Raw genomic sequence first — 21,467 nt, 5'->3', positions numbered from 1 at the left:
CTTTGTGGCTACTGAGATTTAATGAGAATTGCTGACTTAATTACTTGGTTTGAAGAATGGGCAAATCCGGCTTGGTGTGAAAGTTGGGATAATTGTGGTTGGCAGGTTGAACCTGGAATTTTACAAGAACCTGCTAGGGTTTTGGTATGTTTAACGCCAACTTTGGCGGTGATGCAAGAAGCGATCGCCACTAATGCTAATCTGATTTTTGCCCATCATCCCCTAATTTTTAGCCCGCCTAAGTCTTTTCGTATTGGAGAAGCGATCGCGGATATGGTGCGATTAGCTTTTCTACATAATATTGGCATTTACAGCGCCCATACGAATTTTGATCAAGTACAAGATGGGACTGCTGATGTTTTGGCTCAAATTCTCGAACTCCAAGATTCAACCCCTGTAGTACCTACGCAAAATGGTTTAGGGTACGGTCGGGTGGGAAATCTTCAGCCTGTCGTGACCTTAGAAAAATTACTGACGGTAATCCACCACCAACTTGCTCCCAAAAGCTTGATTGTTTCCCCAACTGCTGATTTACACCAAGAAATTTCCCGTGTGGCTGTTCTGGGTGGTTCGGGTGCTAGCTATATTTCGGCTGTGGTGAAAACTCATGCCCAAGCTTATCTCACTTCCGATTGTAAATTTCATCAATTTCAAGAAAGTCGCGATCGCGGCCTCATTTTAATTGATGCGGGACATTACGCGACTGAACGCCCAGCTTGCGATCGCTTGACCCAGAAATTACGGTCTTTGAATCTCGATTGGGTAGAGTTAAGCCAACAAGATGAGGATTTCCGCGAATTTTTCCCTGAATAATATGTATATTATTATTCCTTAATATAATTAAGCTTGTTAGCTGTCATGTGGCAAATACTGAAAAATCATGTATATTTAACTATCATAAGTTTTTGTCCGGTTGCTAGTTGAGTAAAACAGAAGTATGTATTCTAATCCGTACTTTTATTCATAAAATCGACTGTTCCAGAATCGGACAAGATGCAGATTCTCGATGACGGAGATCACATATTTATGTAATTATAATCACAATACCTGCTGTCAGACATCAATTATTAAAATCAGCAAATATTCCATACTGGAGGTAACAAATTGCATAATATGACCTAATTATTATGATTCGCACACTTGTTGAATCTGCTTTCCAAACTGGATACCTTAGTGTTGAATCTGAAGGTCTACTCCATCAAGTGCTAGCGACAAAGTCTTATCAGTCAGATGATTTGGTAGCCCTTGCCGCTTTATATGATGCAGTTCGTGGGGGTAGAGTTAAACGAGAAGCATCCTCAAAATTACTCATAGAAATTCCCTTAGGGAATGAATCTTGCTGATACTCTTGCAACAGTTGACTTTGGCGTTGCATAGTTGCTCCAAAGCGGGACACGTCACCTCAGTCAAAAAGCCCTAAACTCAAAAACTCTTGGGCTGTTGTTGTCTAAAACCGTTCAGGTCAGCAAGAGAATGAGTTAAGATCAAATACATAGGGGTAAAAGTACAGCCGAGTTCCCGGACTTCCCAGCAATGCCAATGACTACAAGTAGGCAACTCAAACAACCGCAATCGATGTTTGTTTCGGAGTATCTATTATTACATAATGGTAGAAAGAACTCATCAGCAAGGATTAACCTAGTGAGGATAAATCCCGAATTGTATGACTTCTATGAAGAATACATTTGCTAAATCCCCCTGATAGAGTTTTAGTTTCACCAGCGCAGTCACTACTAGTTGATTACCCAAAATTTCCTTTGCTTGGGGTTAACACAGGTAGAAAAGCGAAACCGTCAAACTAGCTCTTTCGGGTATTATGCACTGGGGGCACACCCAGATTTTGAAAGGTTTAACTACGTTGTTTAAAAAGGCAGAAGCAGTACATGCTACACCGCAAGATTTATCAGTTGTGTTGCGATGGGCGGGAGGTATGTGTATTCTTGCGGGATCAGCAACGCTGGATCGAGCGTGCCCGCATCATTGATATAGAGGGTGATTTAGTGACCCTACGCTATGAAACAGATGAAGAGGATGAAGTTTGTTCTTGGGAAGAGATGGTTCGACTCGAAAGTATTGGTGCTGTCACCCAAAAGTTAGCCTCAGTACCACGCGGCAATGTAGAACCTTTGCTAACCGAAGACTGTCCTGAAGCTGAACGTATTCGTAACCACTACCCAGATTCAAATGCTGAATAAATCAAAATAGTCGAGAGTTAAAAGTCCAGAGCCAATGTTTCCGCTCTGGACTTTTGGCTTATTTGGGCATTGGGTAATGGGTAATGGGTAATGGGTAATGGGTAATGGGTAATGGGTAATGGGTAATGGGTAATGGGTAATGGGTAATGGGTAATTGTTCTTCTTCCCTTATCTCCCTTATCTCCCTCATCCCCAATCCCCAATCCCCAATCCCCAATCCCCAATCCCTATTCATCCTCATTCAACGCTTCATAGGCGGGACAGTAACCTTCTAGGGTTACCTTGAAGTTATACAAGGGGGAATTGGGATTCCAGCAGCGTTGTCCCCTTTGATACCGACAGGTTCCGCAGCATTCTATGTCTGTCCAGGTAAAGCGATCGCTATTTTGATTGAGTAGTTCTCTTTGAGGTAAACCTCTCAATACGATTTCTTCCCCTTGCCAACGGGCTTCAATTAAGCCTGTGTCGGCAAATTGTCGCCAACGGGGGTCTGTGGTAATCGTTTCTGGTAGGGTGATGGTGATACCAGTCCCTAATTCTGTCAGTTCACCTTCATAATTAGTTTCTGGGGCGGCTGGTTGTAAAAAGGTGTCGCCTATGGGCAGTTCTACTAAAACACCTGCTGCTGGAGAATGTAGGTGGTAGCGGTTCTGTAACTCTTCTAAGCCTGTTAAATCTGCTAGGTATGCGGGGGAACCGTGAACAAAAATTACATGTTGCGGTCTTAAATTATGAATTAGCTGGGTAGTACCTGGCCCATCACTATGCTGGGCGAGGAGATAGCTTTCAATAGTGGTAGGCGCAGGATATTGTTTTTTAGTTTTGATATCTATTTTTTCTGGCAGCAAAATTAACCAGGGGCCTGTGTCGGCTTGGCAATATTGGCTGAAATCTGCTGTGGAATCTGTGAGGACAATACAGGGAGATTTGCCAATATTAGGGCGATGTTCTGCTTGCAAACGCCGCACGCGGGGGCGTACTCTTTCATCCCAAAATAGGGGTTGATGGCGGGCGAAGTTTTGGACTGAGGCGGGGAGGTGGGGTAAAAGTTCGAGATAAGCATCGCAGCCTGTGGCGACAGCACCGTCAACCCAAATATCTAAATCTCTACCTGTAAAGTGGTGATGGCTGCGTAATAACATTAATAGTTCTTGTCCCAAACCTAATGCGGGTGTGGGAAGCAGCACAGAACAACGTTCTGCGATCGCGCGATGAATGCGTTCTGCTAGCTGATTTTCTTGGTTGCGGCGGTGGGGATGGCGGGAGGTGCCATAGGTAGCTTCAATAATCAGAGCATCTAAGTCTAATCCTCGCAATTCTTCTAACCGCAATCCTTCCACCAACCGCGAGTTAGACAAGAAAAAGTCGCCTGTATAAAGCAGTCTGTAGGTGCGTCGTTGGCTGGTATAGGTAAGTAGAATTGCTACCGCCCCAGGTAAATGTCCGGCGGGAAATAATTCTGCGACGAGGCCCTCTTTAAATTCCACAGGCGATCGCAATGGTAACGCCTGACAAAACTGGGGAATTGACTTCAAATCTTGGTTTAACCAGTTTAATGATAGTAACTTGCTGGTTACTTCGCTGGCGTATATAGGTAAATTTGGAAAAGCCTGATGCAGTTGCAGTAAGCCTCTAGCATGATCGGGGTGAGCATGACTGATTAAAACTAAGTCTGCTGGTAGGGGTAAATGCCGTTGGCGCGCTGAATTTTTCAACCCCTTCACCAGCAATGAAATATCTCCCAACCCACAATCCAGCAAGATGCGGTACGGCCCCATTCGTACCACTAAACACACGCCCTCATCATTATGCTGGACGCTATAAGGCAAACATTCTAATTCGGTAGTTTCCTCCCCAGCATCAATCCGAGAGGACGAAAGATTATCCCTCATAATTCTCCTCCCCTCTAGCCTCATTGTTATGGACATATCCCAAAAGCCAAAAATTACGGGGTTTGCTTGTTTTTTGACTTCGGGGTAAGTCTCATTTTGCACCCCTTCACCCTGAAATTGCGGATTTTTGATGGGGGAGGACACCTCCGCCGAACCCGCACTGGTTCGGAAAAGTTGGGTACTGAGAAGCCCTCAAATTATGGGCTAGGGGAGTTTTCCTCTTGTCTATGTTCCTTTCCGATGCTCTAAAGCTCTTTCAATGTGCAGAGCCATTGCCATGATAATTGTCGGAATCATAAAAGCCATTTTTTGTGCCGAAAAACAAGCACAAAACTGTAAATATGACTGTTAATCCCACCAAAATCAGCTTTACGTCCATTGGTTTGCTACTCTTTACTAAAGACTTCCATCATATTAATAGGGTGCTTCTGCATCAATGCGGAAACACTAGAAAATCTTTACTATGCTTAGGTTGATTAGCTAATAGGTAAATCTACCGCAATAAGTCAGATTGTAGACTCTTTCGTCTCACCTGTCTATCTATCTGTATACCATTCTTAGCATTACTGTGTACATCAACCTGGGTTAATAAAAGTTTGCTATTTAACCATTTGAGTACATCTTAAAAGTAGGTCTTCGTAAATATTTATCATCAAGATAAGGCGGGAGGCAGGAAAAAAGAGAGTTTTAGCTTAATTAACTTTTCTTAATATATTTTTGTCTTTTTACTAACTTAGTAATGTATTACTAATGTTTTATTTGCAATATCTATTTGTATTCATTCTTTTATTTAATTTACCTATATAGGCACTCTGATAAAAAAACAGGGAAGAAGACATCAAGTCTACGGACTTTCTTCAACCATCAAATAAAAGTCCTATAGCTGTTGAACCAAATATCTCGCTCATTCAGCGTGAAGCATAATGCTTCTTTCTGGCAATTTGTTGTACTTAAAAATATTTATACATTTTACTCTATATCTTACTTAATATATTTTGTATTTAAAATATAAGTAACCTTATATTTAGTATATCGACTTTATTTATATAAAACATACAAACACTTAAATGTTTAAACATTTAAATTGCATCTAAACATCTAGATGCAAAATGTCCAGATGTTTGAATATGCAGTAGAATTCTGAGAACTATTTGCTGATTAAACCAAAATGATTATTACGGTAGCGGCGTTTAAGGGAGGTGTAGGCAAATCAACCACAGCACTACACCTAGCTACATATCTTCAGAACCTAGCTGATACACTGCTTGTAGATGGCGACCTCAACCGCAGTGCTTTGGATTGGTCTAACCGAGGTTGTTTACCATTCAAAGTTGCTGATGAACAGCGGGGGATACACTTGGCTAAACTCTATGAACATATTGTGATTGATACTCCAGCCAGACCAGACCCAGATGAGTTGAAAACTATTGCTCAGGGATGCGATTTGCTAGTTATTCCTACTACTCCTGATGCGATCGCTTTAGCTGCAACAATGCAAATGGTGGAGTCTATCAAGCAATACAAAACTAATTATCGCATTTTGTTGACGCTGATTCCTCCAAATCCCAATAAGGCGGGAGAAGAAGCACGAACAGCGTTGTTAAACGCTGGGTTACCTGTATTCAAATCTGGTATTCGTCGCCTAGCTGTATTCCAACGTGCAGCTTTAGAAGGAGTACCAGTGAATGCCGTGAAAGATTCCTATGCTCAAATTGCTTGGCGGTGTTACGCTGAGGCTGGAAAAGAAATATTGGAAAATTTAATAACAGTCAAGGGTCAAGGGTCAAAATAATTTGTAGTTATACTATTTTTTCACAATCATCTAATTCTCACTCTGCTGTCAAGATTTTCCTTCATAGCTTTAAAGAAAGTTGGATTCATCAGATTAAAACTTTTGACTTTTGAGTACAGACGCGATTAATCATGTCTCTGTGGCTTTTAACTTTTTGACTATTAACTAAATAAGGAGAAATTAATTTTGAATAAGAAGAAAAATAGCCGTTTTGATGAACTAATTGATGCTGCGCGCAGCCGTCAACAACGAGACAACCCACAGCTAATAGAAGATAAGCCAACTTCTTTAAGCAAAAGTACCGACCCTGAATATATTCGCACAACTATCTATCTGCCTAAGCAGCTGCATCGAAAATTGAAAGCAGCAGCCGCTTTTCAGGAACGACAGATGAGCGACATTATGACAGAGTTGGTTGAGCAATGGCTTTTATCTAATGGGGGATTGGGGACTGGGGATTAGGGATTGGGTAATGGGTAATTGGTAATTGGTAATTGGTAATTCGTACAAACACCAAACACCAAAACTAAAGCACAATTTCCTCGCCTCGTTCGGTGAAGCGTACTTCTTTAATCTTCCATTGAGGATTGCTGGTGAGGGTTTTACGAAGGCTACCAAACATGGCAAACTGTTCACAACTAGAAAGAGAGGCTATTTGCCGTTTAGAGTTGGGCGCTACTCGCAAATCAACGGTAGCAACGCCATTTTTGAGGTTAACGCGGTAACTAGATAAGTTAAAGTCTCCTGTATCTCTTTGCTCTAAAATCTTACTCACCGCACCTTCTACAGGCTCATCTGCTGGTACTGCTACTTTTTGGGGAATTAGTTGTTGGCATTGCGTGTCACTTGTGTATAGGGTGACATTGGTAGTTTTACCTGTAGCAGCTTGCTCTGTAGGAGAGGCTTTTGCGGATGGTGTCTCAGTCGTAGTTGTAGCAGGTGTGCTTTCGGTGGTTGCTTTGGGCGAAGGTACGCCAATATTGTCAGATTTAGCCCTCAGTTGAGCCATGCTGGGTGTTTGACTGGGGGAGGGTACTGATTCAATGTTTGATGTTACAGTGGGCGCTGGCGACTCGCTAGCGGTATCCTGAGTAGAGCTAGGATTAGAACTACAACTGCTGATGCTGGTTGCGATCGCCACAGCAAATAATGGTAAAACATATCTTTTAGTTATGCTCATCATGTTATACACCCTTTAAAGTTGTTGCTTTGAAGTTGTGAGGTTGTTGTTATTAACTTCAGTGTTATTGTTTTCAGTTCCGTATAAATTAGCGAGATTTGAATTAGATTTATCCAAGCTTAATTTTGCTAGTAAAATTGCTGATATTTAAAACCATTCCCCCAATTCTGCCTTAAATTGTCAGTACTTTCCTCGATGCCAGAAAAGCTTATGTCTAACAATGAAGCCAGTACATACGATATCCGTAATGCTGAGTACGATGGGATTGCAATTGATACTTGGGAACCAGCCAAGTGGAAGCAATGGAAAGCCAAACATTCACCATCTGACGAAAATGTGAAGATGGAGCGTGAATATCTCAGGATAAAACACGCGGTTGGGCAAGCTAACTTGGCATTAAGTTTGGATAAGGTGAAGGTTAAACTTAAGCTTACTAGTGCTAAAACTATCGGTTTACAAGGGACTTTTCCCTGTAGGCCTGGGGATGTAGGAAAAAATGGTAGTCCAAGTAAGCAGTATACCATTTCGTTTGGTTTTGCTGCTAATGATATTGGTGTAAAAACGGCAGTAGTTAAAGCCCGAGAATTAGATTTATCACTAATTACCAAACAATTCCAGTGGACACCAGAATTACTTGGGAAGCAAGCACAAAAAATTGCGTTACCAGCACCAGAAGATTCTGCCAAACTCATCAGTGAATTGATTCAAGAGTATGAGCGGGAGTTTTGGAAAACCCATGAGAAAAATCGCCAAGGAATCCGCACTTGGGAAACTCATTATATTAGACATCTAAAAAAGCTACCCCCAGATGAGCCAATGTCTTCATCAGCTTTAGAAAAAGCATTGGAAAAAACCAAACCTAATACATCTGGGCGGTTTTTCTTAGCATGGCAATTGAAGAAATTTTGCGAATTTTGCGGTATTAATGGCTTAAAAACAATTGATGCTTATGCTACACCTAAGCCTTATCCTAGTATTCGCAAAGTACCTACAGATGAGGAAATTATTCAAGGATTTAATAAAATTGGGATGCCATTATCGGCATTCGCTACTAAGGAGAATATTACAAAACCGGAACAATGGCAATGGGCTTACGGAATGTTAGCAACTTACGGTTTAAGACCCCATGAATTATATGCCATTGATATAGAAGCGTTTACTCATCCTCACAATACTTTTCATTTAGTAACATTAAATCCGCGATTGACAGAAGGTACTAAAACTGGTGAGCGTAGTTGTGGAATTCCGCCTTTATATCCCCATTGGATAGAATTATTTGATTTAAAAAATGTCAAGTTTCCTTACAATGAAGGTAAGCTCAGTAATAAAACAGCAAAGCTTTACATCAGATTTAGAGCGACAAATATTGGGTTTAGACCATACGAATTACGTCACGCTTATGCTATCCGTGGACATCGGTTGCAAGTCCCCATTAAAACGATGTCTGATTACATGGGGCATACAGTACAAGAGCATACTAAAACATATCAAAGATGGATGAATGAGGATGCTAATTTAGAGATTTATCGTGAAGTTGTCATTCATCGCCAAGGTACAAGTAAGGAAGCTTTAAAGGCTAGAATTGCAGAATTGGAAGCAGAAAATCAGGCGATTAAGGCTGAGAATGCGACGCTGAAAGCGTTGCTTATTCAACATCAGTTGGGTGAGGTAATGGGTAATTAGTCATTAGTCATTAGTCATTAGTCATTAGTCATTAGTCATTAGTCATTAGTCATTAGTCATTAGTCATTAGTCATTAGTCATTAGTCATTAGTCATTAGTCATTAGTCATTAGTCATTAGTCATTAGTCATTAGTCATTAGTCATTAGTCATTAGTCATTAGTCATTAGTCATTAGTCATTAGTCATTAGTCATTAGTCATTGGGTGTTTGTTATTTCTCCCTCATCTCCCATTATCTATGCCCAATGCCCTATGCCCAATGCCCTATGCCCATTTCCCAGTCATAATGTTGTTTACTGCGTGGAATTGGGAAGACTAAGTACTAATGTTAACTTCATCTTCCTAGCTAGCAAGTGACAAATCTATGACTTGCAATCTGATTACTGTAGATAAAAATACTTATGAATCTCTACAACAGGAACTGACAGAACTGCGTCAGAGAGTGGGGTCTAATCACTGCTTCAGTTCGCTAAAATCTCGCCAGCAGATGCAGTTATTTATAGAATACACTCCAGCTGCGATCGCTGTTTTTGACCTTGAGATGCGCTACTTGTTAGTTAGTCGGCGTTGGCGAGAGGATTATAGCTTAGGCGATGAAGAGATTATTGGGCGTTCTCATTATGAAGTTTTTCCAGAAATTTCCCAGAATTGGCGAGAAATTCACCAACGCTGTTTAGCAGGTGCTATTGAGAAATCTGAAGAAGATATCTTCATTCGTGCCAATGGTACTACTGAATGGGTGAAGTGGGAGATACATCCTTGGCATGAAGAATCTGGTGCAGTGGGTGGCATTATTATGTTTACCGAAGTGATTACCACTCGCAAACAGACAGAAGCAGAACTGAAACGACTTAATGAAGAATTAGAAGCCAGAGTTGAGGAACGCACAGCAGAGTTGCGTCATAGTGAAGCTAGGTTGCAACGACTGGCAGATAATGTACCAGGGATGCTTTATGAATTTTGCCTTCAACCCGATGGTACAGGGTATTTTCCCTACGCATCTTCACGATGTCGAGATATTCTCGAACTAGAACCAGAAGAAATTAAAGAAGACGCATCCTTCGCATTTAGCCTAATTTATCCTGATGATGTTGTAAAAGTACAACAAGCAATTGCTGAATCTGCCCAAACTCTGCAAGACTTTGACTGCGAGTGGCGGATGATGACCCTTACTGGTAAAAAGAAATGGATTAAGGCTTTCTCTCATCCAGAACTTCAAAGAGATGGTGAGGTGATTTGGTATGGTTGCTTATTTGATATTAGCGATAACCAAAAAACCCAGCAAAAACTGCAATCACAGGCACAATTTTTGCAAAGCATCTGGGAAGGTGTAGATTATGGCATCTTTGTCTTAGATGTTTTAGATGATGGTGCAGAGTTTCGTTATGTAAAATTCAATCCTGCTATCCTCCAACTCAGCCCCATGCCGTTAGAATCTTTTGTAGGGCGAACAATGGCAGCTGCATTACCTGCTGATATGGCATATTACTATCGCCAGCGTTATCAAGAGTGCATTAAGTTACGCAAGAGTATATTTTTTGAGGAATCTTTCTGGCATAATAACCAAGAAAATTGGTGGTTATTAAATATCACGCCCCTGTTTGATAACAACTCACAAATTACTCAACTAGTTGTCACGACAACAGAGATCACAGAACACAAACAAGCTGAACAAGAACGGCAAATTTTTGTTTCGTTGATTGAAAATAGTAGCGACTTTATTGGTTTTGCATCTTTGGAAGGTAAAGCATTATTTTTGAATGAAGCCGGACGAAATATTGTAGGCATTGAAAGTTTGGAGTTTGTCAAAAATTCTAACATTATTGACTATATATTTCCCGATGATAGACAATACTTACTCCAGGAGGTTTTACCGATAGTTATAAAACAAGGAATGTGGCAAGGTGAATTGCATTTTCGACATTTCCAAACAGAAAAAGCTATTTCTGTTGATTACAATATGTTTGTGATTAAAAATCCTGAAACTGCAGAGCCTATGTGCTTTGCTACCATTACGCGTGATGCTAGCAAACGCAAAGAGGCAGAAACTAAATTACAAGAGCAAGAGCAGTTTTTACGGAGTATTTATGATGGTGTTCCTCAAGTTATATTTGTAGTTAATGTTTTAGAAAATGGTGAATTTCGTTTTGCTGGTTGTAATTCATCAGCAGAAAAAAGCATAGGAATAAATCATGCCAAAATTATTGGCAAAACTCCCGAAGAATTGCTGGGAACGATTGAAGGCACATTAGTGCGTCAGCGTTATCAAAGCTGTATAGATGCTGGTAAAGAAACTACTTATGAAGAGTGCTTAACTTTCGATGAACAAGAGAAATGGTGGTTTACCACACTCAATCCTCTGATAAATAACGAAGGAAGAATTTATCAAATTGTCGGTACAACTTGGGATATTACTGAGCGTAAACAAGCCGAAGAAGCGCTGCAAGCTAGTCAACACTTCATTCAACGTATAGCAGATTCTTCGCCTAATATTCTCTACATTTTCGATTTAGAAGAACAGCGCAATATTTACGCCAATCAAGAACTTGAAACGCTTCTGGGTTACTCTAATACAGAAATTCAACAACTGGGAGATAATCTGCTTCCGGTGATTATGCATCCAGATGATCGAGAAAGAGTCAGCCTTCACCATCAGCAATTTCTTACCAGCAAAGATGGTGATATTGTGGAGATTGAATTTCGTGTTAGACGTGTAAATGGTGAATGGTGCTGGCTTTACTGTCGAGAAACACCATTTAACCGCAATGAACAGGGAGATATCAAGCAAATTTTGGGTGTATCAACTGATATTACTGAACGCAAACAAACCGAAATTCAATTACAAGCACAAGCACAAAACTTAGAAAACACTCTGCGCGAACTCCAACGCACCCAAGCGCAACTCATTCACAGCGAGAAAATGTCATCTGTGGGGAATATGGTTGCTGGTGTCGCCCATGAGATTAATAATCCGGTAAATTTCATTCATGGTAATCTCATTCCTGCTAGTGAATATGTTGAAGATTTATTACATTTGCTGGAATTATATGAACAATATTACCCTGAGCCAGCCGCAGAAATTCAAGCAGAAATTGATGATATGGAGCTTGATTTCCTCAAGGAAGATTTAATTAAGTTGCTCCAATCTATGCGGATAGGAACCCAACGTATCCGGGAGATTGTACTATCTTTACGGAATTTTTCACGCTTAGATGAAGCAGAATTTAAGCTGGTGAATGTCCATGAAGGTTTGGATAGTACTCTGATGATTCTGCACCATCGCTTGAAAGCGAAAGCAGATAATTCTGAAATTGCAGTAATTAAAGAATATGGCAAATTACCCTTAGTCGATTGCTATCCTGGACAACTCAATCAGGTATTTATGAATATTATGAGTAATGCAATTGACGCTTTAGAAGATTCCCTGTCCAGTAATGGCGAAGAAAAAACAAGTCCCCACATTCGCATTCGGACAGAAGCTGTTAATAGTAATCTTGTAGCTATTCACATTGCAGATAATGGTAAGGGAATTCCCCCAGGAATAGTTTCTAAATTATTTGACCCTTTCTTTACTACTAAAGATGTGGGTAAGGGAACCGGATTAGGATTATCTATTAGTTACCAAATTGTAGTAGATAGACATGGTGGTAAATTATATTGTAATTCCGTACCAGGAAAGGGCGCAGAATTTGTGATTGAAATTCCGATTACGCAACCAGAAATGCCAACGTAATTAAGTATCCTCACAAAGTTACAGGTGCGTTAGCCTCCGGCAGGTTGAAAATGAAATATGATGAAGTTGGTACTAGTTAGGTGAAATCTAGAAACGAGGGTAGTTATGTTACTTCAACTCAACCAGCTAGTTGTACCTGTCGGTCATCAGTTGTTGATTAAAAATATATCTTGGTCAGTATACAAAAATATTTTGGCGGAATTGGGTGAGAACCGCAATTCTCGTATATCATACAGTCAAGGAATGTTAGAAATCATGGCTCCATTACCAGAGCATGAGGTAGCGAAAGTTATTATTGGGGACTTAGTAAAGGCTCTACTAGAAGAACTTGATATAGAATTTTGGAGTTTGGGTTCTACCACTTTTGATCAAGAAAAAATGGATACTGGAGTAGAACCTGATGATTGTTTCTACATTCAAAATGAAGCGGCTGTACGCGGTAAAGATAGAATTGATTTAACAGTTGATCCACTACCAGATTTAGCAATTGAAATTGATATTACTTCTCGCACTCGGTTTAATAATTATGAGGTATTGGGTGTGCCGGAATTATGGCGCTGGAATGGTAATCGCCTAGAAATTAATGTGATGATTAATGGTAAATATGTAGCTTCTACTACTAGTAATGTTTTTCCCAATTTAGCGATTGCTCAAATTATTCCTGAGTACTTAATGCGGAGTAAAGTTGAAGGGAGAAACGCTACTATGAAGGCTTTTCGAGCTTGGGTAAGAGAGCAAAACTCCCTAATGTACGCCCGATAAATTCCCACTTATCAGCTCTGACTTAGGCGAGTACTCACGCTACAGCCACCGCAACCACGCGAAAACCAACATCGGTGAAACTATCCACCCGTACGTTGGTGCTGCGAAAAGCAGACCTACAAAACCTAACTAGTTCGTGCCAAGAACCGCCACGCAGCAACCTATACCTATAATCATTATCGTTACTACTCAGCCATGCACTCCCGTCTTTGGGCGCTTCGTAATAGTTATTATGATATGTATCTATACACCATTCCCATGTATTGCCATGCATATCGTATAAACCGAAAGAGTTTGGCGGAAATCTTCCAACAGTTGTTGTTTCGTTACGATATTCACCTTTGGATGCAGAGGAGTAAGGGTAATTGCCGTTGTAGTTAACTAAATCAGTAGTAATAGTTTCACCAAAATAAAACGGTGTTTTGGTTCCTGCACGACAAGCATATTCCCATTCAGCTTCGCTGGGTAATCGATAGGTGCGTCCTGTATTTTGGCTCAACTTTTGGCAAAATTCCACAGCATCATTCCAACTAACTTGTTCTACTGGTCGTGTTTCGCCTTGGAAATAAGAAGGATTTTTCCCGGTAATTGTTTGATATTGCGCCTGTGTAACTTCATATTTACCCATGAAGAAGCCAGGAATTGTTACCTGATGCTGTGGACCTTCATCATCTCTTCTTTCTGCTTCCTCTACTGGCGAACCCATTGTAAAGGTTCCCCCTGGTATCTTTACCATTTCCAAGGTGACACCATTACCCAAATTTTCGACAAAGTATTTCGCTTCACCCTTGCTGGTTTGAGCGGGTTTTCCCTTTGCATCTACTGTCACCACATCAAATTTAAAAGTTTGTAAGCGATTTTGTGAGACGGGAGACTGGGTAACAGAACTAGTTGGTGTTGTTGGAGATTTCGTTGTTTTACCTGTACTCTGTGTTGGTAGAGAATTGTCTTTTGAACCAGATAACAACCGTTCTTTGATAATCGCCAAACCAAACCCAGCACCCATCAATCCGACAGTTTGAATTACTCTCCGCCGTGATGGGGTTGAGGGAGGTGGTGGTGTGAGTGCTTGTAATACTTCTGCGGCTGTGGGATAGCGATCGCGAAAATGATAACTCACCATTTTGTTTAAAATATCAGCTAGGCGATCACTAACTTTTGTCTGATTTCGCCAAATCACTTCGCCATCAGTGGGATTTTTTGAGATTTGGTGTGGCTGTATCCCTGTTAAAGCATAAATTCCCAACATTCCTACAGCATGAACATCGCTGCATAATTTTGGTTGTCCATCTGCTTGTTCACTTGGCATATAGCCAGGTGTCCCAATAGCAACTGTAGCACTGGTTTGTCCTTGGGCATTTACTGTCATACTTTCTTTAACTGCACCAAAGTCAATCAGTACAATCTTGCCATCTTGACGACGACGCATGATATTTTGCGGTTTGATGTCGCGGTGAATGATATTCTGCTGATGAACTACCGCCAAAATTTCTAAAATTTCTTATAATAGCTTAGTTACCTCACCCTCACTAAGCTGCTTACCTGGCGCAATTTCTTTACTCAAGTCTTCACCATCAACAAATTCTTGCACTAGATAAAATTCGCCATTTTCTTCAAAGTGAGCAAAGAGTTTGGGGATTTGGTTGTGTAGGTTGCCTAATCTGTATAATGCTTCTGCTTCACTATTAAATAACCGTTTAGCTATTGGCAAATCGGCTGGATTCAGGTTTTTTGGTTTTAGGTGTTTGACAACGCAAAAAGGACGGTTGGGTAAATCCAAATCTTGTGCTAGATATGTGTCTCCAAATCCACCACTTCCTATTAGTCGGAGGATTTTGTAGCGCTTGCGGAGAACTGCACCGATTAACATCAGGTTTACCCGATAGGATTTGAATTAGGTAAATTTTCCCAGATATATAGTGAATATAGCAAGCTGATACTCTAAAAAGTGCAATTTCTAGGCGTGACAGCTTAAACTATTTATCCCGCTAGGCATATTTTAACGGTTGTAGTCAATCATACTGGTGAATGCGATCGCCCAATTTTTTGCCATCTCACTTTGATTCTGGGCGTTTGAATGTCAGTTTGATTGCGCCTTTACCGCTAGCTTTTGCACCGCTACCAATTAACTTGACTTCTCCCTCACCGCTAATTTCTACCGAAAGTTCAATTTCTTCTAGCCGCATCCCAGAGTTACCTTGAGCTTGTTGTTCTGCACGGCTGAATAAGCGTCCTACCACCTGCAGAAAGTGAGACATTTCTTGCTCTAATTTCTGTGCGCTAACTTTAACTGCATCTCCAGGTGCTTTGGTACCTGTGGTTTCTCTGGTTTCGTCTCCCCAGTCACCACCTCTAAAAGTCACGCCTTTAGTACCATCAGGAATCGATATTTGCGGGGTGTCGTCGGTGACAATCCAAATGCTGTCTGAAGGTGTTTCTGGCATAGCTTTTCAGTGTTTATCTAAGATTTTATCAAAATACTATACAACGATATTAATGGTGATTTCAGAAATATGTCACTCGTTTTGTTGCTGGAGTAAATTTTTCTCACGCAGAGGCGCAGAGGCGCAAAGAAAAATTTTTGAGGTTTAGTTTGTTTGATTGAGATTTTAAAATGCTCTATTTGCTTCTGCATTTAGAAATATAATTAGCTTTCACCTAAATTTTCATTTATCGACATCTTCAGAGAAAATGATTAAAGTCAGATTTTCTGAAATTTTATATTGCTGCTTTTACCTACCATGCTTGAGTTCGTTTACAACCTGTATGTGTTGATTTCCTCTGTCGGTGAGATGAAATGCGATTTCTCATCGCTATATCATATTTTATATTTTAAGTCAATTGCTTTTGGGGTAAAATGGGTCAAAAATGGGTAGTAAAAAGTAAGAAAAAAGTAAGAAATGGATTTTTGTAGAAACGCTAGAAACTAGATATAGAGAGGAAAAGAGATGGTGCGACCGCGCAAGGTCTTTGCTCAACATTGGCTCAAAAGTGAGAAGGCTCTGGACGCAATCGTGCAGGCGGCGGAGTGTCAGGAGGGCGATCGCGTTCTGGAGATTGGCCCTGGTACAGGTATCCTGACGCGGCGTTTGTTACCTTTGGTGCAATCTTTGGTGGCTGTAGAAATCGATAGAGATTTGTGCGATTTATTAGCAAAGCAACTGGGTAAAAGAGAAAATTTTCTGCTGCTGCAAGGTGATTTTTTGACTTTGGATGTACAAGGAAATTTAGCAGCATTTCCTAAGTTTCAAAATCAAAATAAAGTAGTTGCGAATATACCTTATAACATCACAGGCCCAATAATCGAAAAACTGCTAGGAACGATTGCGAATCCTAACCCTAAACCCTTTGATTCAATAGTATTATTAGTGCAGAAAGAAGTAGCAGAAAGGTTATATGCAAAAGCAGGTTCAAAAAGCTTTGGAGCATTAAGTGTCAGGGTACAATATTTGGCAGAATGTGAGTTAATTTGTACAGTTCCAGCTAGTGCATTTCATCCACCACCAAAAGTAGATTCCGCAGTCGTAAGGTTACGTCCAAGACCAATAGAAACCCCAGCCATTGACCCGCGTAAATTCGAGAATTTGATTAAACTGGGGTTTGGCGCGAAGCGAAAAATGTTACGAAATAATTTACAACCAGTAGTAGAACGCGATCGCTTGACCCACTTACTGGAACAATTAGAGATAAATCCCCAGGTACGCGCTGAAGACCTCAGTGTATCCCAGTGGGTAACTCTAGCTAATCAGTTACTTTTAACCAATGATTGAGAAGGTTTTGGCGAACAATCCAAAATCTCAAATCCCAAATCTAAAATTGTTATGCGTTCCTACACCCTCATTGCCCCTGCTAAAATCAACTTGTATTTGGAAATCATCGGCGATCGCCCGGATGGATTTCATGAGTTAGCGATGATCCTGCAAAGTATCGACTTAGCTGACCAAATTAGCGTGCGTTCTCTCAGCACCGATACGATTCGCGTTCACAGTCACCACCCACAAGTACCCACAGATAAAACTAATCTGGCCTATCGGGCGGCGGAATTAATGGTAAAAGAATTTCCCGATAGCTTTGCGAGATTTGGCGGCGTGGAAATTACTATTGATAAACATATTCCTGTAGCGGCTGGGTTAGCTGGTGGTTCCACAAACGCCGCTGCTGTGTTGGTGGGAATAGATTTACTTTGGAATTTGGGACTAACTCAATCAGAATTAGAAGAACTAGGCGCGGTTCTGGGTTCAGATGTCCCCTTCTGTATCGCGGGGGGGACAGTGATTGCGACAGGAAGAGGCGAACAACTTTCCCCGTTACCAAACTTAGACAACATATATATAGTATTAGGCAAATATCGCAGCCTAGAAGTTTCTACAGCTTGGGCGTACAAAACCTATCGCCAGCAGTTTGGTAGCACCTATATTAAAGATACCGCCAGCTTAATTGCCCGTGCCAGTGCAGTACATTCCGGGCCGATAGTCAGAGCGATCGCCAATAAAGATACAGCAGACATCGCCAAAAAAATGCATAATGACTTAGAGCGTGTCGTGTTACCTGAGTATCCCCAAGTTTTGCAACTGCGAGAATTATTTGCATCTCAACCAGGGGTTTTAGGAACAATGATGTCTGGTTCTGGCCCGTCAGTTTTTGCTTTGGTCGAATCGCAACAACAAGCCGAAGTCATCAAGCAGCAAATTCGCGCCACAATTCCCAATGAAGATTTAGAATTGTTCGTGACGCGGATGACTACACATGGAATCAAAATCGCCTCTTCAGTTTAAGGATTATTAATCCCAAATCCCAAATCCCAAATCCAAAATTGTATGACTGACCCCAACTCCCTTCCCCAACCAGAAACTTCCACCCCAGAAACAATGAATCCGTTACGCTGTGTAACCGGAGCGATCATTTCTGGTGGATTAGGATATGCAATCTATTCGCTGATGATTTCAATCGCCACAAATTTTGCAAGTAAACCTATCCATTCCGATAACCAATTAGTAGTCAGAATTACTTCCGCAGTTCGGACATTGGTAGTCGGTGTATTCGCCTTGGGTGCGGGAGTATTTGGTATAGTTGCTCTGGGTTTATTAGCTTTAGCTGTGCAAATGGTAGTGCAAAAACTGACAAAGGCGAAGGAAGGTTAATGCGTAATTCGTAATTACAAATAAATAGGACTTACGCAACGCCGATAATTTCATTGCGACCGAAACGAAGTGTAGAGAAGCAATCCCAGCATCAGGAGAGATTACTTTCCTATCGCTCGTCATGATAGAGTTACTTGATTTTTGCGTAAGTCAAAAAATACTGATGGTAGAAGCTTGAATAAAAAATGGTATTTGGTTAGCTAGTTCCCAGAAGCTCAACTTTGTGACCTTACCAAGCCACCTGTAGATGAGGGGGAATGAAGAACAAAAATTACGTAGCTTGCTAGTTGCACCCTTGGTGAAGATTACGAATTACGAATTTTGAATTGTGCTCGGTCTAAACAAGCTTGGAATTTTTGCGCGAGTACCTGTACATGAGGTTCCAGAATCAGGGAAGCGTGGGAGCCGGGGACATCATAAAGTTCCACACCACCAGCCGCTAACCGACCCCAGCCTAATTCTCGGTCAACATCTAAGCCAACATTTTGCTGACTGGCGCGGAAGAGAGTTACTTGACCCGAGTAGATTGAGGGAATATAACTCTTACCAGCTTGATTATTGGCTAACGCTACTTCCAACAACCGCAGGTCTGGGAGCGATCGCTTGAGATAACGCAGGTAAAATTTATAAAACATACTCATCTTCCCAATCTGAAAATGCCAAGCTAATCTTTCCCACACATAAGTTAGCTGGTCTTGAATCTTCAAATTCAACAGTTTGCGGAGATGGAAAAAGTTTGCCTCATGGGAATTGGGAATTGGTTTCGCATAACCAGGCGATGAAACATCAAATATAGCAACGAGGGCAATTTCTTCACCTTGCGCTTTCAGTTGTTGGGCGATTTCAAAGCCGATAATCCCACCAAAGGAATAACCACCAAGATAATAGGGGCCATGCGGTTGCATCTGGCGTATTTCTTGGATGTAGTTAGCAGCCATTTGCCTCAAATCAGTGATGGGTGCTTGTTGACCATCAAGTCCCTTGGCTTGCAAAGCATAAATCGGTTGTTCGGGGTGCAAATAACGTGCAAAATCTCGATACAACAGGACATTACCCCAAACAGCATGAATCAAAAATAGGGGTGGCCTGGAACCTTGAGGATGAATTGCTACCAGAGATGAGCTAGATGCTGAAGATTTCGCTTGACTAAGAACAGCAGCAAATTGCTCAATAGTGGGTGCTGGAACCAGGGTAGATAAAGGCAGACTGTAGCCTAATTTCTGCTCAATTTTGTTGAACAGGGTAACCGCCAGCAAAGAGTCGCCACCTAAAGCAAAGAAATTATCGTAAATTCCCACCTGTTGCAGATTGAGAACCTCAGCCCAAATTTGAGCTAATGCTTTTTCTAGTTCAGTTCTGGGTGCAACGAAATTAGTCTTCAATTCTTTTTGCAGCTTTTTGGCTAAACCAATTCGCTGCAGTTTACCTGTGGAACCCTTGGGAATATCTTCCACAAATAATATTTGATTGGGCACCTTAAACCCAGCCAGCTTGCTAGCGACAAATTCACGCAGTTCTTTGTCGGTCACAGTAGCATTCTCATGTACGACAATAGCGGCTGCTAAATCCTCTCCGAGAGTGGGATGAGGAACAGCAAAAGCTACAGCTTGAGCGACTGCTGGATGCTCTAAGAGAATGTCATCAATTTCCCGAGGCGCGATTTTTTCGCCACCGCGATTAATTTGTTCCTTCAGTCTACCTGTTAAAAACAGGTAACCTTCATCATCAAGATAGCCTTGGTCACCGCTTCTAAACCAGCCATTGAGAAAGGAGTTTTGATTAGCTACAGGATTATTTTCATAACCATGCATCACATGGCCGCCCTGAACTACAATCTCTCCAATTTCATGAGGTGGCAATAAATTACCAGTTGCATCCATAATGCCTAGTTTCATCCCAGTGGCAATACCGACAGAACCAGGTTTACGCTGACGCGGTGGTAATGGATTGAGGGTAATAATACAGCCAGTCTCGGTCATACCGTAACCTTCGAGTATGGGAGCTTGGAATAATTCCTCTATCGCTCTCATCACTGGTCTTGGTAAAGCCGCACCACCAGAACGAATAAATCGCAACTTGGGAATGTTCTTGATATTGTTCTGAGTCGCCGCATTTAAAACTGCTTGATGAATAGTAGGAACCGATGAATACCAAGTAACTTGTAAATTTTGCAGCCAGTCAAAAAACTGCAAACTATCAAATCCCGCCGCGCAAGCAACACTCCCACCAGCAGCAATGGAAGAGAGAATTGATATAAATAACCCCTGTACGTGGAACAGGGGCATAACATTCAAACAACAATCATTGGGTTCTAACTCCAGCGCCTTTTTAATAATGTCTGCGGCGATATATAAATTAGCCTGGGTTAGGGGCACTATTTTCGGTCTGACTGTGGTTCCTGATGTATGCAATACTAGGGCGGTATCTTCATTTTTACTGTGAGTGGGTTTGATTGGCGGTAAATGAGTTTCACCGCTGAGTTCAAAAATTCCGGCTTCAGCTTCTAGCTTTGGTGTCAGTTCAATAATGGGAATCTGGCGAGCTGCTGCAACTTCTCTGACGATGGAATCTATGCCAGATTGCACAATCAAAGCTTTAGCATTCAAATCATCCAGATAAAATTCAAATTGCTCGGCACTATAAGCAGGATTAAGCGGCGCGCTAGTGGCACAGGCGGCTACAGTTAAGAAAGCAGCAGCCATTTCCGGGCCATTGGGCAGTACAATAGCAACGCGATCGCCTACTCCCAAACCCAAGGTATTTAAGGTTGTCCGAATATCTTGGAGGTGTTCATAAAGACGAGCGTATGTCAAAGGTAGACGGCCAGGAGCTGCTATGGCTCTGGCTCCTGGGTTTTGCCTCACACCATCTATAATTAACTGCTCAATTGTCAAATTTGTGGAAGTACCAAAGATTGACGTGGCTCTGTCTTGTAAGTCTTGTATTGCCATTGGTCTTTCGTGTACTTAGGTATATATAGCTAATTGCAATTTTTTTGCAAAAGCTACTATATAGATATACAGCCAATAAGCGTATAATTTTTTATCTTTATCAACGCTTTAAAACGTAAGTACTGTAATTACGTAATTT

The 21,467-nt window shown here is 41.3% G+C and carries 16 protein-coding genes and 1 pseudogene; 11 read left to right on the top strand and 6 right to left on the bottom strand.

From position 1 onward, the window contains the following. The first annotated feature begins 21 nt into the window (after window positions 1–21). The 3 genes from HG267_RS36010 to HG267_RS36000 all read left to right on the top strand — a co-directional run bounded on the left by HG267_RS36010 (window position 22) and on the right by HG267_RS36000 (window position 2,195). On the top strand, window positions 22–813 hold the full coding sequence (locus HG267_RS36010; RefSeq protein WP_045873917.1) for a Nif3-like dinuclear metal center hexameric protein: 792 nt from the start codon (window positions 22–24) through the stop codon (window positions 811–813). 314 nt (window positions 814–1,127) lie between these two features. Next, window positions 1,128–1,343, top strand: a complete 216-nt coding sequence (locus tag HG267_RS36005; RefSeq protein ID WP_045873918.1) for a hypothetical protein — start codon at window positions 1,128–1,130, stop codon at window positions 1,341–1,343. Window positions 1,344–1,883: 540 nt separating this feature from the next. After that, window positions 1,884–2,195, top strand: a complete 312-nt coding sequence (locus HG267_RS36000; protein ID WP_045873919.1) for a DUF6679 family protein — start codon at window positions 1,884–1,886, stop codon at window positions 2,193–2,195. A 17-nt stretch (window positions 2,196–2,212) separates the two neighbouring features. Here HG267_RS36000 and HG267_RS35995 read toward each other — a convergent pair whose 3' ends face one another. Beyond that, entirely contained in the window at window positions 2,213–2,419 is a 207-nt protein-coding gene (locus tag HG267_RS35995) for a hypothetical protein (RefSeq protein ID WP_155539598.1), read from the bottom strand. A 3-nt stretch (window positions 2,420–2,422) separates the two neighbouring features. Next, entirely contained in the window at window positions 2,423–4,087 is a 1,665-nt protein-coding gene (locus tag HG267_RS35990; RefSeq protein WP_045873920.1) for an MBL fold metallo-hydrolase, read from the bottom strand. Between the two features lie 1,168 nt (window positions 4,088–5,255). Between HG267_RS35990 and HG267_RS35985 the strand changes: the two genes are divergently transcribed. Further along, window positions 5,256–5,879, top strand: coding sequence for a ParA family protein (locus tag HG267_RS35985; RefSeq protein WP_045873922.1), 624 nt, complete (start codon window positions 5,256–5,258; stop codon window positions 5,877–5,879). A 183-nt stretch (window positions 5,880–6,062) separates the two neighbouring features. Then, entirely contained in the window at window positions 6,063–6,341 is a 279-nt protein-coding gene (locus HG267_RS35980) for a CopG family transcriptional regulator (RefSeq protein ID WP_045873923.1), read from the top strand. A gap of 64 nt (window positions 6,342–6,405) precedes the next feature. Here the strand turns inward: HG267_RS35980 and HG267_RS35975 are convergent, their stop codons facing one another. After that, window positions 6,406–7,059: a GerMN domain-containing protein gene (locus HG267_RS35975; protein ID WP_194007743.1), complete on the bottom strand. Its 654-nt coding sequence runs from the start codon at window positions 7,057–7,059 to the stop codon at window positions 6,406–6,408. A 210-nt stretch (window positions 7,060–7,269) separates the two neighbouring features. Between HG267_RS35975 and HG267_RS35970 the strand changes: the two genes are divergently transcribed. The 3 genes from HG267_RS35970 (at window position 7,270) to HG267_RS35960 (ending at window position 13,236) form a co-directional block, all read left to right on the top strand. Next, complete coding sequence (locus HG267_RS35970) at window positions 7,270–8,742, top strand: integrase (RefSeq protein WP_045873925.1); 1,473 nt, start codon at window positions 7,270–7,272, stop codon at window positions 8,740–8,742. A gap of 363 nt (window positions 8,743–9,105) precedes the next feature. Further along, window positions 9,106–12,474 (top strand): PAS domain S-box protein, encoded by a 3,369-nt coding sequence (locus HG267_RS35965; RefSeq protein WP_045873926.1) that lies wholly within the window; start codon window positions 9,106–9,108, stop codon window positions 12,472–12,474. Window positions 12,475–12,579: 105 nt separating this feature from the next. Then, window positions 12,580–13,236: a Uma2 family endonuclease gene (locus HG267_RS35960; protein WP_045873927.1), complete on the top strand. Its 657-nt coding sequence runs from the start codon at window positions 12,580–12,582 to the stop codon at window positions 13,234–13,236. 34 nt (window positions 13,237–13,270) lie between these two features. Here HG267_RS35960 and HG267_RS35955 read toward each other — a convergent pair. Together HG267_RS35955 and HG267_RS35950 are read right to left on the bottom strand one after the other, a co-directional pair. Then, window positions 13,271–15,106, bottom strand: a pseudogene (locus HG267_RS35955) (SUMF1/EgtB/PvdO family nonheme iron enzyme). A 184-nt stretch (window positions 15,107–15,290) separates the two neighbouring features. Beyond that, a complete protein-coding gene (locus tag HG267_RS35950) occupies window positions 15,291–15,680 on the bottom strand; it encodes a hypothetical protein (RefSeq protein ID WP_045873928.1) in 390 nt (129 codons plus the stop codon). A 504-nt stretch (window positions 15,681–16,184) separates the two neighbouring features. On the opposite strand from HG267_RS35950, the gene rsmA reads away from it, so the two are divergent. From rsmA to HG267_RS35935, 3 genes are read left to right on the top strand one after another with little or no spacing between them, the layout of a single operon-like run. Continuing rightward, window positions 16,185–17,006: a 16S rRNA (adenine(1518)-N(6)/adenine(1519)-N(6))-dimethyltransferase RsmA gene (rsmA, locus tag HG267_RS35945; protein WP_045873929.1), complete on the top strand. Its 822-nt coding sequence runs from the start codon at window positions 16,185–16,187 to the stop codon at window positions 17,004–17,006. 51 nt (window positions 17,007–17,057) lie between these two features. Beyond that, entirely contained in the window at window positions 17,058–18,011 is a 954-nt protein-coding gene (gene ispE, locus HG267_RS35940) for a 4-(cytidine 5'-diphospho)-2-C-methyl-D-erythritol kinase (RefSeq protein ID WP_045873930.1), read from the top strand. Window positions 18,012–18,053: 42 nt separating this feature from the next. After that, a complete protein-coding gene (locus HG267_RS35935) occupies window positions 18,054–18,377 on the top strand; it encodes a DUF3082 domain-containing protein (RefSeq protein ID WP_045873931.1) in 324 nt (107 codons plus the stop codon). A 305-nt stretch (window positions 18,378–18,682) separates the two neighbouring features. On the opposite strand, the gene HG267_RS35930 is transcribed toward HG267_RS35935, so the two are convergent. Then, window positions 18,683–21,328: an AMP-binding protein gene (locus tag HG267_RS35930; protein ID WP_052335405.1), complete on the bottom strand. Its 2,646-nt coding sequence runs from the start codon at window positions 21,326–21,328 to the stop codon at window positions 18,683–18,685. Between the last annotated feature and the right edge of the window lie 139 nt (window positions 21,329–21,467).

It is taken from the genome of Tolypothrix sp. PCC 7601 (genome assembly GCF_025677855.1).
Classification (GTDB): domain Bacteria; phylum Cyanobacteriota; class Cyanobacteriia; order Cyanobacteriales; family Nostocaceae; genus Aulosira; species Aulosira diplosiphon.
This window is presented reverse-complemented; position numbering and strand designations above follow the sequence as displayed.

Bases quoted from the DNA above. Each gene is read 5' to 3' on its own strand.
- HG267_RS35965 (WP_045873926.1), top strand. From the start codon at position 9,106: ATGACTTGCAATCTGATTACTGTAGATAAAAATACTTATGAATCTCTA.
- HG267_RS36005 (WP_045873918.1), top strand. From the start codon at position 1,128: ATGATTCGCACACTTGTTGAATCTGCTTTCCAAACTGGATACCTTAGT.
- HG267_RS35950 (WP_045873928.1), bottom strand. From the start codon at position 15,680: ATGCCAGAAACACCTTCAGACAGCATTTGGATTGTCACCGACGACACC.
- HG267_RS35985 (WP_045873922.1), top strand. From the start codon at position 5,256: ATGATTATTACGGTAGCGGCGTTTAAGGGAGGTGTAGGCAAATCAACC.
- HG267_RS35930 (WP_052335405.1), bottom strand. From the start codon at position 21,328: ATGGCAATACAAGACTTACAAGACAGAGCCACGTCAATCTTTGGTACT.
- HG267_RS36010 (WP_045873917.1), top strand. From the start codon at position 22: ATGAGAATTGCTGACTTAATTACTTGGTTTGAAGAATGGGCAAATCCG.
- HG267_RS35970 (WP_045873925.1), top strand. From the start codon at position 7,270: ATGTCTAACAATGAAGCCAGTACATACGATATCCGTAATGCTGAGTAC.
- rsmA (WP_045873929.1), top strand. From the start codon at position 16,185: ATGGTGCGACCGCGCAAGGTCTTTGCTCAACATTGGCTCAAAAGTGAG.
- HG267_RS36000 (WP_045873919.1), top strand. From the start codon at position 1,884: ATGCTACACCGCAAGATTTATCAGTTGTGTTGCGATGGGCGGGAGGTA.
- HG267_RS35935 (WP_045873931.1), top strand. From the start codon at position 18,054: ATGACTGACCCCAACTCCCTTCCCCAACCAGAAACTTCCACCCCAGAA.
- HG267_RS35960 (WP_045873927.1), top strand. From the start codon at position 12,580: ATGTTACTTCAACTCAACCAGCTAGTTGTACCTGTCGGTCATCAGTTG.
- ispE (WP_045873930.1), top strand. From the start codon at position 17,058: ATGCGTTCCTACACCCTCATTGCCCCTGCTAAAATCAACTTGTATTTG.
- HG267_RS35975 (WP_194007743.1), bottom strand. From the start codon at position 7,059: ATGAGCATAACTAAAAGATATGTTTTACCATTATTTGCTGTGGCGATC.
- HG267_RS35990 (WP_045873920.1), bottom strand. From the start codon at position 4,087: ATGAGGGATAATCTTTCGTCCTCTCGGATTGATGCTGGGGAGGAAACT.